The sequence below is a fragment of the Subtercola boreus genome, assembly GCF_003399625.1.
GTDB lineage: Bacteria > Actinomycetota > Actinomycetes > Actinomycetales > Microbacteriaceae > Subtercola > Subtercola boreus_C.
The window spans coordinates 84,479-97,103 of record NZ_NBXA01000002.1 but is presented as its reverse complement, the minus strand read 5'-3'; the positions used below and the strand labels follow the sequence as shown (position 1 = coordinate 97,103).

Genomic DNA, 12,625 nt, shown 5'->3' with positions numbered 1-12,625 from the left:
TTGCAGTCGGCGAGCGGAGTTGGGAGTGGAGCCGCGACCGTCCTCTGGGGGGGGTGGGGGTGGTGGCCGCGGCTCCGGCCATGACTCGCGGCCGACGCCCGGGGGGAGTGAGCGAAGGCCGCGAGAGCTGAGGGTATGGGGGCGGCAATGGCCGGTTGCCACCGCCCTGCGGTATTACTCGGGATCCACCGAGCGTGCCGCCTGCTTCTTGCGGCGAGCCGCCCGCGATCCTAGGAGGATCGACCCACCGACAAGCGCGAGCGCCGCAGCGGCCACCCCCGCAGCGATGATCGGCGCCTGGCTCAGGCCGGTCGACGCGAGTTGCCCTCCGTCTGTGCCTGAGCCACCCCGGTCGCTGCCTCCAGCGCCCCCGCCTGTTCCCGTGGTCGGCGCACCCGTCGTCGACGGTGATCCGGTCGAACCCGTGGTTCCGGTACCGGTCGGCGTCGGCGTCGGCGGTGCAGTCGTCGTAGGCGGAGTCGTCGTAGGCGGAGTGACGGCAGTTATGGCTCGCAGGTAGGTCTGCGCATCCAACGACCCAGCCGTCTCGGACAGACCGGGAGCCAGCGAGGTGAACCCGACATAGTTGCCGTCGCCCGAAAGTGCTGCCTGGTTCGAGTCAGCCGTTCCACCGGCAGCGGGATTCGCGCGCTGCACACTCACCACCCGGGTCCTCGAGACATCGATGTTCCGTGTGTAGACCTGTGTCTTCGCCGAGGTCGGTATCGTCGTGAGGCCCTGGGAAATCGAGGTGAACGCAACGACATCGCCCCTGGCGGAGATCGAGGGTGCAGACGAGTCGCCCGTGGCACCCGCACTGTTGCTCGAATCGAAGGACACAAGGATGTTCTGCTCCCGAACACTGTCGTACCGGAACACCTGTCGCGACCGACCGACAATGACTCCGACGAGGTTGGTCGCTTTCGAGTCGTAGGCCACACGAGAACCGTCGAAGGAGGCCGACGGATGGTCGGACGACCCGTCACCGAATTCAGTGCGATCACCTGCGGCGTAGGTGATCAACGTCGTGGTCGAGGCCAGCACACTGTGCACGTAGATCTGAGTCTGGCCATTGCCGGTCTCCGCGGTGATGTCACTCGCTGCACTGGCGAATGCCACCGACTGCCCGTCACCGGACAGGGAAGGGTGGGTCGAGTCGTCGTTGGGAAGAGTGATGGGCAGACCGTCCCGGGCACTTCCCAGCTGAATGGCCGGGTCGGTCGCGTTCTGGGCGACGTAGACCTGGGTGTCGGTCGTCGCCAGGCCGGGCAGGATATTCGTCGCCGCCGACTGGAAGGCCACTCTCGATCCATCTGCCGAGATCGACGACCATTCCGAGTCACCGTTGCCGCCGGAGAGCTGACGGGGCGTCAGGCTGACCTTTCGCGTCACGCCGGTGAGCGTGTCGCGGATGAAGACCTGCTTGTGGTCGTCGGCAAGGTCAAGTGGTAGGGCGAGGTTGTGGGCTGAGGAGGTGAACGACACGAAGCGGCCATCAGCGGAAATCGATGGGTCGGTCGCATCGGCATTGGCTGAGTCCGTTCCGGCCAGTGCCGCGCTCACGAGCGTGGTGACTCCGGTGAGCTGGTCTCGCTTGTAGACCTGTGACTTCTCGTGGTTGCCGACGGAGACAAGATCGTCTGACAGAGATGAGAACGCGACGAATCGACCATCGGACGACACGCTGCTCTCACCAGAAGCGTGGTCCCCTGCGTTGGGCGGCGACGCGGGCGTGACGCTCGTCATCACCGTCTGGTCGAGGGTCGGAAGCACCGCGAGAGCGGCCCCTGAAGCGCACAGGCAGACCGCGCCGACGGTGACCGCAGCACCGCCGAGAGCGATCAGGCGACGAAGCCGCGAGGCGGAAAGGGTGGGCTGGGGCATGGCGTCCTCGGGTCGTAGGTCAAACAGTGAGCATTGGTCAGCTAAGCTACAGGACGCCGCGAGGAAGCCGCAACCCCGCGACCAAACCGCAGCGCAGACGCCTACGAATACCACGCTGTATGCGAGCGAGAGTTCGCACGAGCCCCTCAGCGAAGCTGGTTAGACTACTGGTGACAGACAGGGGTGCAAGAGTTGGGTGGTTCGTCCTGAAGATCATGAGCTACAACCTGCGGCGGCATGCAGCCGTCGCCGAGTTGGAAGAGTTGGTCCTGCGCCACCCCGTCGATGCCCTGTGCCTGCAGGAGGGCGAGGGCACGCGTATGCCCGAGCAGATCGGTGAGCTGCAGTTGAGCGCGGCCACCTACAAGAGCGAACTCGGGCTCGCGATCTACTACCGCCCCGACCGCTTCACGGCGCTCGACTCCCACGCCTTCACGCTGCGGAAGGCACTGCACGACCGCGTGCTGCTGCCCGGCATCGAACGCCTGCTCACCACGCGACTCGTCGACCTGCAGTCCGGACAGGATGTGCAACTGGCCTCGTTCCACGCCTCACCGCTCTCGGCGACGAATCTCCTCCGCCGACAGCAGATCGCCCAGGCACACGTTCATCTGACCGAACTGACGGGCGACGTCCCCACGGTCATGACCGGTGACTTCAACTATCCGCTCCTTCGCAGCCGGCTCATCAAGCAGGTCGAGAAGGCGGGGTTCTCGCTCTCGCTGAGCGACGGGCCGACCTACTACTACTCGAAGTCGATCGCCTACCACTTCGACTTCGCAACCTCCAAGGGCATGGATGTGCAGCTCGTCGAGACCCTCCCGAAGGGCCTCTCCGACCACCGCCCCATCCTCATCACGGCAGAGATCCTGAAGCGCCAGAACCTGCACGAGCAGCAGGCGCAGGATCTCCAGGACGCGGGCCACGACCCGCAGGATCCCGTCCTGGGCGGCGTCGAGTAACCGCGGAGCGAAGCCAGGCACGAAATGGCCCCGGAGGGGCCCTTCAGGCCTTGAACAGACACAAAAAAGGGGCCCCAGCTGGGGCCCCTTTTTTGACGCTCAGTCCCGGCGGAGGATCTTCCCCGGGTTCAGGTTCTTGCCCGGGTCCACGGCCGTGAACATGCCCTGGATGAGGTCTGCGCCGGCCACCGAGATGTCCTGCTCCGTCCACTGGGAATGTTCGACACCGACGCTGTGGTGGTGCGAGAGCGTTCCGCCCGAATCGATGAAGGCCTGCTGGATGGCGGACTTCACCACGTCGTACTGTGCGAGGGGATCCACGCCGTCGTGCGTGAAGGCGAAGGTGAAGTAGAGGCAGGCGCCGGAGTGCATCGAGTGCGAGAGGTGGCACATGATCCAGCCGCTCTCGCCGAGCGAGTCATAGGCCTTGTTGGCCGCCGCGAAGACGTTGTCGTAGAGGGGCTTCAGGCGGGACCACGGGGCGGAGGTCTCCGAGACATCCGCCGCCGCACCGCGGTCGAGGAGGAAGTCGCGGAGGTAGGGCGTGTCGAACTTCTTCTGGTCGTAGAGGGTACCCGGGCCCTTGCCGAGGGTGATCGCCCCGTGCTTCTTCACGATGCTGCCGACCAGGCTCTTCTGGTGTGCGACGTTGGCGGCCGAACCCTCGTAGCCGATGAAGGAGAGGCAGACCTCGTCGAGGTTCCAGCTGCGCTTCTGCAGGAACGCGAACAGCGCCTTCTGCACCTGGCCACTGATGCCGTGCGAGGCCTTCGAGGTCGAGAACGAGAACGCAGTCTCACGGGCATCCGAGACCCGGGTGATGGAGGGCGCGGCATCGCTGGTGTTGATGTCGTGCATGGCGGCGAGGCCGGACTCCCAGTCGCGGAAGAGGTAGCCGATGACCTCGCGCTTCTCGGGCAGGCGGTGCACCTGCACGGTGGCCTCGGTGATGATGCCGAGACGACCCTCGCTGCCGAGGATGGCCTCCCGCACGCTCGGGCCTGTGGCAGACGAGGGGATGGGGCGGACGACCAGCAGCTTGCCCGGCTGCACGACCCGGAGGCCCTTCGTGATGTCGGCGATGTCGCCGTATTTGTCGCTCTGCATGCCCGATGAGCGGGTTGCGATCCAGCCACCGAGGGTGGAGTAGGTGAAGCTGTCGGGCTGGTGGCCCATGGTCCAGCCACGGGCCTGCAGCTGCTCCTCCATGTCGGGGCCGAGGACGCCCGCCTGGATGACCGCGAGCCCGGAGTACTCGTCGATGTCGAGCACGCGCGAGAGCCGGCCCATGTCCAGCGAGATCACGGTACGGGTCTCGGTGGGCATCGGCTCGAGCGAACCGACGATGTTGCTGCCGCCGCCGAACGGGATGACCACGGCGTCGAGCGACACCGCGAGGTCGACGATGCGCTGCACCGCACTCTCGTCTGCCGGGTAGACCACGACGTCGGGCACCCGCGCGAACGTGCTGGCACGCACACGGATCAGGTCACGGATGCTCTTGCCGTACGTGTGCACGACGCGCTCTTCATCGTCGACGGTCGAGAACTCGGGCCCGACGATCGTCGTGAGGGCTTCGAGGAGCTCTGCGGGTGCCTGGGATGCGGGAACGTCGAGTTCGGAGAAGGCGACCGGGGGAACCGGCTCCCGCCACACATCGATGCCGACGGCGTTGACGACGAACGGCGCGAAGCCCGGCTTGTCCTCGTGGTGGAACCCCACCCCTTCGACGCCCCAGCCCCACCATTTCATGTGCTTGACGTCGGTCATGCGGCTCCTTCACGGGGGTGCTCGTCGGAGTCGCCGGTTGCATCGGCAGATTCGACAGTGGGGTGATTGTGGACGTTGGCGCCCGTCTCGGCGAGGAACAGCGCGAACTCGGCCGCGTGCATCTCGCGCACGACCTTCTCGATGCGGTCGTTGAAGTCGGTGACGTTCTCGCCTTCGGCGGCGATGAGCGGCTGGCCGAAGCGCACCCGGACGGGCGGCCTTCCGGGCACGGGCCAGTTGCGGCCGCGCGGCATGGCCTGCGTGGCGCCGACGAGGGCCATCGGGATGCACGGGATGCCCGCCTTGAGGCAGAGCGCGGCGGCGCCGCCCTTGAACGGGGCGATCGTGCCGTCTTTCGAGCGCGTGCCCTCGGGGAAGACGAGCAGCGGCACTCCAGCCTTCAGGAGCTTGCCCGTGAAGCCGGTCGACCGGGCGTTCGCGCTGCGGTCGACCGGGAAGGCGTTGAAGAACAGCGCGGTGAGGCCTTTCCGCCACCACACGTCGAAGAAGTAGTCCGCCGCAGCAGCGGCCGCGAGGTAGCGGGAGAGGCGCGAGGGCATCGACCCGAGGATGAGGGGCGCATCCAGGTGGCTGGAATGGTTCGCCACCACGATGTACGGGCCCCTGACGTCTTTGAGAAGGGCGCGATCGGTGATGGTCACATGCACCATCGACCAGATGACCGGCTTCAGCAGCAGGCGCTGGGCGACGAAGCGGGCACCCGCTTGGGCCTTAGAGGTGTATCTGTTGCCGAACTGCACCAACCCAGAGTACCCACTCCGCCTGTGGAACCGAAACGCGTGCGGCACCCTGTCAGTCGTTGCGGCTGGACGAGATCTTTCCCGACGCCCAGCGGATTCCGCTCCGCGGAGCGTGCTTGATCACGAACATCAGGAACTGGAACCGGCGGGAGGGCACCGAGATGACCTTGCCCTTCTGCACATCGGCCAGGCATGCCGCCACCAGCTCGTCGACATCGACCCAGAGGAAGTTCGGGATCGACGACTCCCGGATGCCCGCCCGGGCGTGGAACTCGGTCTTCACCCAGCCGGGGCAGAGCGTCGTGACCTGCACTCCCGAACCTCGGAGCTCGACCGAGAGGCCCTGGCTGTAGGACGCGACCCAGGCCTTGACGGCCGAGTAGCTCCCCATCGTGATGAAGCCGGCCACGCTCGACACGTTGACGATCGTTCCCGACCCGCGCTCACGCATCGTGCGCCCGGCAGCGGCCCCCAGCATGAGCACGCCGCGGATCATCACCTCGATCGCGCGCTCGTGCGGCGTCGTGTCGACGGCCAGAAGAGAGGCGTGCACGCCGAAACCTGCGTTGTTCACCAGCATGTCGATGGGCGAGGAGGTGTCTTCGAGACGGGCGGCCACGCGCAGCACATCGGCGCGCTCACCGAGGTCGGCCGAGATCGTCTCGACATCGATGCCGTATTCTGTGCGCAGCGACTCGGCGGTCTCGGCGAGTCGTGTTTCGTCGCGTGCGACGATGACCAGGTTGTCACCCCGGTCTGCCAGTGCGCGCGCGAACGCCGCACCGATACCCGAGGTGCCACCCGTGACCATTGCCGTAACCATGGCAATCACGATACGTGATGGCGACGAACGACTGATGCACCGCTGTATGAATACTCACTTCCTCTGCCCGACCGGAGACCACCATGACCTCTGACTTCGACATCCGCGAATACACCCGCACCGCGGCGGGCAGCCACGAGGCGACCCTGCCGCTGGCGGCGTTCGCCGAGCATCCGCTCACCGACCAGACGCTTCAGACGCTGGCGTACCTGCGCGACCTCGAGGACTTCACGATGCACCACATGCGCGACGTGCTGGTGACCCCGAGCCACAAGGATGCGCGGCTCACGGCGTTCCTCGCGACGTGGGCGTTTGAGAAGTTCTGGATCGCGGATGCGTTCGACCGCATCATCGCCGTGCACCCGGATTTCGCTCCCGTGACGCACCGCGCACGCTCCGGTGTCGTGCGATTCACCCGGGAGGCCATCGACAGGGTGTCGCCGATCGTCACGGCCATCCGCTCGAACCTGATCGGTGAGGACATCATCGCGGGCCACGTCACTCGCGGCTACATCGACGAGCTGGTGAGCCGGGTGTCCTACTCCCAGCTGTCGAAGAACGACCCGAATCCCGCGCTGGTCGAGGTTCTGGCCGCCTTCCAGAAGCTCCGCGACCGGCATCTGCAGTTCTTCGAAGGCGAAACCGTGCGAAGACTGGAAGAATCGGTATCGGCTCGGAAGCTCACCCGGTCGTCGCTCAGGCGCTCGTGGGTGCCGACGGGCACGCACGAGCAACCGATCCAGGAGACCCGATTGATGATGAAGTACCTGTTCAGTGACGCCGAGGGGCGTGCTGGAGTCTTCGGCGTCGACCGGGGTGTCGATGCACTTCCGGGCCTGGGCGGGCTGAAGGTCATGACGAGGGCGACCAGGCGCTACGGCGTGAAGGCAGCCGCGTGAGCGCCTTCTCCCCCCTCGAGGGCCAGCACATCATGCTCACCGGCGCGACCGGTTTCGTGGGCCAGGCCATTCTCGAGAAGCTCCTCGCCGACTACCCCACGACACGGATGACCCTCCTCATCAGGCCGAAGGGTTCGCTCACCGGCCAGGCGCGGCTGAAGAGCCTGCTGCGAAAGCCCGTCTTCTCGAAGTGGCGTGAACGCGTCGGCCAGGAGGAGGTCGACCGTGCGATGACGGAGCGAATCTCCGTCATCGAGTCGAGCATGGGATCGGTGGCGGGCCTTCCTGCGGACCTCGACGTGCTCATCCACAGCGCCTCGACCGTCTCCTTCGACCCGCCCATCGACGAGGCGTTCAAGACGAACGTCGGCGGTGCCGTCGGCCTCTACGAAGCTCTGCTCGCGACGGGCAGCGACCCGCACGTCGTGCACGTGTCGACCGCGTACGTCGGCGGCATCAACAAGGGCACGGTTCTCGAGGCCAGCCTGAAGCACACCATCCAGTGGCGTGACGAGATGGCGGCCGCGCTGGCCGCCCGCACCACGGTCGAGGCCTCCTCGAGGCGCCCCGAGGTGCTCCGCAAGATGATCGCCGACGCGAAGCTCGACAACGGCAAGGTCGGCCCGCACGCCGTCGCCATCGCGGCCGAGATCGGTCGCACCGAATGGGTCACGAAGCGCCTCGTCGACTACGGGCGCACCCGCGCGCAGAGCGTCGGCTGGGCGGATGTGTACGCCTTCACGAAATCGATGAGCGAGCGGGTCGCCGAGGAGCTCTGGGCCGGCAACGGCCACCGGCTCTCCGTCGTGCGCCCCGCGATCATCGAGAGCGCCCTGAAGCACCCGTTCCCGGGCTGGATCGACGGCTTCAAGGTGGCGGATCCGCTCATCATCGCCTACGGCCGCGGGCTCGTCCCCGAATTCCCGGGACTGCCCGACAGCATCCTCGACATCATCCCGGTCGACATCGTCGTGAACGCGACGCTCGCCGTGGCGGCCAACCCGCCGGCCCCCGCCGACCCGAAGTACTTCCACCTCTCCTCCGGTGGGCGCAACCCGCTGACCTTCCGCGAGATCTACGAGAACGTGCTGAAGTACTTCCGCGCGAATCCGATCCCCGACGAGCAGCGCGGCCACATCCGCACCCCCTACTGGGACTTCCCCGGCGCCCGGGCGATCGCGCGGAGCCTCCGCACGGGTGAGCGTGCGAACAAGCTGCTGCAGCGCACGCTGCTCCGCCTGCCCTCCACCCAGACCACCCGCAGTTTCATGCGGCAGGCCTCCGCCCGGCAGACCGATCTCGAGCTCCTCCGTGCCTACAGCGACCTCTACCAGAACTACACGCAGGCCGAGATCATCTACGACGACTCCCGCACGGCGGCGCTGAACGACACGCTGCCGCCGGATGCCCGGCAGACGTTCGGCTTCGACGCCACCGAGATCGACTGGGACAACTACCTGCAGGAGGTTCACTTCCCGGCCGTCACGACGCTGATGCGCACCTTCAGCTCGCGGCCCCGCGCGAAGGCCCAGGTCGAGAAGCCCCTGCCCCAGAACCCCGAGGCGGCCGCGTTCTTCGACCTCGAGGGCACCGTTCTCGCCTCGAACATCGTCGAGCAGTACCTCTGGGTGCGGCTCGCCAGCCTCGATCGTGCGAAGTGGCCGCAGGAGCTCGCGAACCTGTTCGGCTCGCTCCCGAAGTACCTCGCCGCCGACCGACGCGACCGGGGCGAGTTCATCCGCACGTTCTACCGGCGGTACGAGGGTGTCGACGAGCAGGCGCTCCGCCAGCTGATCCACGACACCGTCGGCGACGTGCTGCTGCAGCGGATCCGCCCGGAGGCCGTGCGCCAGATCCGGAAGCACCGCGAGGCCGGGCACCGCACGATCCTCGTCACCGGGGCCATCGATGTGCTCGTCGAACCGTTCGTCACCCTGTTCGACGAGGTCGTGTCGAGCCACATGCACTCGAAGGACGGCATCTGGACGGGCCACCTCTCGAAGCCCCCGCTCGTCGACGAGGCCCGGGCCGCGTGGCTCCGCCTCTACGGGGAGCGTGAGGGCATCGACCTGAAGAAGTCGTACGCGTACGGTGACAGCATCGCCGACCGTGCCTGGCTCGAACTCGTCGGCAACCCGCAGGCTGTCAACCCCGACGCCGCACTGTTCCAGCACGCGACCCAGAAGCACTGGCGCATCCACCAGTGGAGCGACCACAACCACAGCCGATTCGACACCGTCGGCGAGCTGCTGCGCGGCGACATCGTGCAGAGCGCATCCTCCACCCCGGCCCTCGGCCCGAGCCCGAAAGAAATCACCCATGAGTAGACCAGGCTTCGTTCTGAGCGTCGATGCCCAGACTCCTCCGCTCGTCGTGTTCCAGGGCGAGAAGGTTCTTCTCGAGCGGCTCCCGGTCGATGCGAGCGTGCTGTACCCGCCCGAGGCGCTGCAGGGCATCCGCTCGCTCGACGAGGCGATCAGCCGTGCACTCGACGCCCCCGTCGACAGCGAACCGCTCCGTGCGCTCCTGAAGCGTGGTTCCCGCGTCACGATCGTGTTCGAAGACCTCTCGCAGCCGGTCACGAGCCGTACGGCTCCGGATGTGCGGCAGCGCGTCATCGAACTCGTGCTCGAACGGGCGGCGGCAGCCGGCGTCGACGACGTCGAGCTCATCGCGGCGACAGGGCTCCGGCGCCGCCTCACCGCGCACGACCTGCAGCGCGTGCTGGGCGAGCGCGTGTACGCCTCGTTCGCACCCGACCACGTGCGAAGCCACGACGCCGAAGACGAGAACCTCCAGGTGGTCGGCGAGCTGGCAGACGGAACCCCGATCGAGGTCAACGGTCGGGTCGCGTCGAGCGACCTCGTCATCTCGGTGCGCCTCGCCACGGCGGTCGGCAACGAGGGCGCTGCGGCCGTTGCGACCAAGCTGATCGGTGCGAAGACGGCGCGGGCCCGCGGCTCGTTCGCGGTACGCACGGCGGCAGCGGCAGCTGAAATCAGCACAGACGCGTTCGACGACCTCGTCGACACCATCGGCGACAAGGCCCAGGTCTTCACCGTCGACGTCACCCTCACCCCGGAGCCCACCGGCCCCGCCTCCGCCTTCCTCAGCAAGCGCGAGCGGGAGTGGAGCCTCACCGACCGCGCCCTCTCCGCCGGGCTCCAGGCTGCCACGCGCATCCTTCCCGCCCGCGCCCGGATCGGCCTGGCTCAGGTCTCGGGGGTCGGCTACGGGGTCACCTCGGTGGTCGCGGGAAAACCCAGCTCCGTGCATCCGCTGACCGAGGCGTTCCTGGCCCAGCAGCAGGTCGCCCAGTTCGACAGGCCGGCGGATGTCGCGCTGTTCGGCATCCCGAACCCGGGAACCATCGGGTCGAGCCTGAACCCCGTCACGGCGGCAGCCCTCGGACTCGGCCAGATCTTCAACGGGGCTACCGCGGAGCCCGTCGTGCGGGCCGGCGGAACCGCGATCTTCTACCACCCGCTGACCCCGTGGTTCCACCCGCTCCACGACCCCGCCTACATCGACTTCTTCGCCGAGGTACTGACCCAGAGCACCGATCCGGCCGTCATCTCGGAGCAGTTCGAGGAGAAGTTCGCAGCCGACCCGTGGTACCGGCACGTCTACCAGACCAGCTCGTCGAACCATGCGCTGCACCCGTTCCACGCCTGGTACTCCGCTGCTCCGGCCATCGCCCACCTCGGCGAGATCATCTTCGTGGGCGGCGACCACGGCTCGACCAGGCGCCTCGGCTTCAAGTCGGCCTCGACCCTCGCCGACGCCCTCGAGATGGCCTCCGGCTCGGTCGGGCTCGCCCCGGCGATCACCTACGTGCACGGTGCACCGGTGAGTATCTCCGAGGTCAGCTGATGGCCGGGCTCGCGATCCGGCTCGCCGTCACGCCGTCCGTCCACGGTCTCGAACACGTGAAGGAGCAGGGCGGGCCGTTCATCTTCGTGGCGAACCACCCGTCGGAGCTCGACGAGGCGCTGGTGCGGAATGCCCTCCGAAGCGTCGTGCCACGGCTGGTCTCGGTTGCCGTGGAACCGCGGGGCGGCATCCGGGGCCTCGTGGACCAGGCCCTCAGCCTCCGGTCGGCCAGCCGCCTCTCCGCCCTGCTGAAGAGCGGCACCAGCGTGCTGCTGTTCGCCGAGACGACCCGCACCGGCGATGGATCGCTCGCTCCGCTCGACCTCGGGGCAGCCGCTCTCGGCATCCGCACCGGTGTGCCGCTCGTGCCGGTGGCGCTCCTCGGCACCTTCCGGGCCCTCCCGCCGTGGCGCCTCACGGTGGAGCCCGGGCGTCCCCGCGTCTCGGTGCTGTTCTCCCGACCAATCCGAGCGGGCTCCGGCGACGAATCATCCGCAGTGACCGAGAGTATCGCCCAGGCGATCGAGGTCGGGCTGGCCGAGGAGTCTCGAGGCTGGTACGGCGCACGGAGGTCGCCGGCCGACGTCGTCGTTCCCCGGGAGACCGAGGGGCAGCCAGAGGCCGGCTGGCGGCGGATGTGGAAGGCCACAGCGACACCGACCGGCCCGACCAGACGCCGAGTGTGGCAGTAGAAGTCTCACAACCGATGCTGCTCAGCCGGCATGGCTACAATTTTCAGATTCACCCCGCACAATAGGTAGAACCCGACCGCCAGAACTTGGCACTTTCAGAAACAGGAGGATGAGGCACCGCCCGGCAACGTGCACCGCCTCAAGCGCCCATGGCCTTCGACATCGACAACTACACGAAGACGTCGAAGAACGTCGCCTGGGAAGACCTCGACTTCGAGACGTTCCGCACGAATCCGCTGCCGGACGACACCCTCCGCGTCATCCGGTACATGGCCGACGTCGAATACCACACGGTCTGCTACATGCGCGACATGCTCGTCACCCCCTCGCACCGCGACAAAGACGTGACCGGCTTCATGACGATGTGGAACCGTGAGGAGTTCTGGCACGGCGAAGCTCTCGCCGATGTGCTCCGGATGCACGACATCGAGCTCGAGTTCGACGAGCTGAAGTCGAAGCGCCTGAAGCTCGGCTGGAAGGATCGCATCGATCCCGTGAAGCAGTCGGTGCTCTCGAACCTGGTCGGCAAGGACTTCATCGCCGTGCACATGATCTGGGGCGCCGCGAACGAGTGGTCGGCCGTGGCCGCCTACAAGCGACTCGCCGAGATCGAGGGCCACCCCGTGCTCGCCGAGCTACTGAAGCGCATCGCGATGCAGGAGGCCCGCCACGTGGCCTTCTACGCGACCCAGGCCCGTGAGCGACTTGGCAAGAGCCTGCTCGCCCAGAAGTTCGCGCGGTTCGCGCTCGGCAAGTTCTGGGGCCCGGTGGGTTCGACCATCATGGACCAGACCGAGGTCAAGCACGTGATGGGCCACATCTTCGGTGGCATCGACGGTCGTAAGGCCATCAACGCAATCGACGCCCACATCGCCAAGATGCCCGGGCTCAAGGGGCTCACGATCGTCGCCGATTCTCTCGACGGCCACGGCATCGCCGCGGTCTGACCGGTGAGCTGAGC

At 67.1% G+C, this 12,625-nt stretch carries 10 protein-coding genes; 6 read left to right on the top strand and 4 right to left on the bottom strand.

Annotated features, from left to right (window positions below; translation table 11 throughout):
- Positions 1-174 precede the first annotated feature (174 nt).
- A complete protein-coding gene (locus B7R21_RS01555; RefSeq protein ID WP_116281488.1) occupies positions 175-1,884 on the bottom strand; it encodes a TolB family protein in 1,710 nt (569 codons plus the stop codon).
- A 170-nt stretch (positions 1,885-2,054) separates the two neighbouring features.
- Between B7R21_RS01555 and B7R21_RS01550 the strand changes: the two genes are divergently transcribed.
- Entirely contained in the window at positions 2,055-2,846 is a 792-nt protein-coding gene (locus B7R21_RS01550) for an endonuclease/exonuclease/phosphatase family protein (protein ID WP_253259576.1), read from the top strand.
- 99 nt (positions 2,847-2,945) lie between these two features.
- Here B7R21_RS01550 and B7R21_RS01545 read toward each other — a convergent pair whose 3' ends face one another.
- From B7R21_RS01545 to B7R21_RS01535, 3 genes are read right to left on the bottom strand one after another with little or no spacing between them, the layout of a single operon-like run.
- On the bottom strand, positions 2,946-4,616 hold the full coding sequence (locus tag B7R21_RS01545) for an FAD-binding oxidoreductase (RefSeq protein WP_116281487.1): 1,671 nt from the start codon (positions 4,614-4,616) through the stop codon (positions 2,946-2,948).
- Positions 4,613-5,377, bottom strand: coding sequence for a lysophospholipid acyltransferase family protein (locus B7R21_RS01540; protein WP_253259575.1), 765 nt, complete (start codon positions 5,375-5,377; stop codon positions 4,613-4,615). The genes B7R21_RS01545 and B7R21_RS01540 overlap by 4 nt, the downstream gene beginning before the upstream one ends.
- A 52-nt stretch (positions 5,378-5,429) precedes the next feature.
- On the bottom strand, positions 5,430-6,200 hold the full coding sequence (locus B7R21_RS01535) for an SDR family NAD(P)-dependent oxidoreductase (protein ID WP_116281486.1): 771 nt from the start codon (positions 6,198-6,200) through the stop codon (positions 5,430-5,432).
- A gap of 83 nt (positions 6,201-6,283) precedes the next feature.
- Here B7R21_RS01535 and B7R21_RS01530 point away from each other — a divergent pair, with 83 nt between their 5' ends.
- The 5 genes from B7R21_RS01530 (at position 6,284) to B7R21_RS01510 (ending at position 12,611) form a co-directional block, all read left to right on the top strand.
- The gene (locus B7R21_RS01530; protein ID WP_116281485.1) at positions 6,284-7,099 is read left to right on the top strand and encodes a hypothetical protein; all 816 of its coding nucleotides are present in this window, start codon (positions 6,284-6,286) and stop codon (positions 7,097-7,099) included.
- Entirely contained in the window at positions 7,096-9,426 is a 2,331-nt protein-coding gene (locus tag B7R21_RS01525) for an HAD-IB family hydrolase (RefSeq protein WP_367379378.1), read from the top strand. Before B7R21_RS01530 ends, B7R21_RS01525 begins: the two co-directional genes overlap by 4 nt.
- Positions 9,419-10,972, top strand: coding sequence for a lactate racemase domain-containing protein (locus B7R21_RS01520; RefSeq protein ID WP_116281484.1), 1,554 nt, complete (start codon positions 9,419-9,421; stop codon positions 10,970-10,972). Before B7R21_RS01525 ends, B7R21_RS01520 begins: the two co-directional genes overlap by 8 nt.
- Positions 10,972-11,664 (top strand): lysophospholipid acyltransferase family protein, encoded by a 693-nt coding sequence (locus tag B7R21_RS01515; RefSeq protein WP_116281483.1) that lies wholly within the window; start codon positions 10,972-10,974, stop codon positions 11,662-11,664. The genes B7R21_RS01520 and B7R21_RS01515 overlap by 1 nt, the downstream gene beginning before the upstream one ends.
- 149 nt (positions 11,665-11,813) lie before the next feature.
- The gene (locus B7R21_RS01510) at positions 11,814-12,611 is read left to right on the top strand and encodes a ferritin-like domain-containing protein (protein ID WP_116281482.1); all 798 of its coding nucleotides are present in this window, start codon (positions 11,814-11,816) and stop codon (positions 12,609-12,611) included.
- Positions 12,612-12,625: the final 14 nt, after the last annotated feature.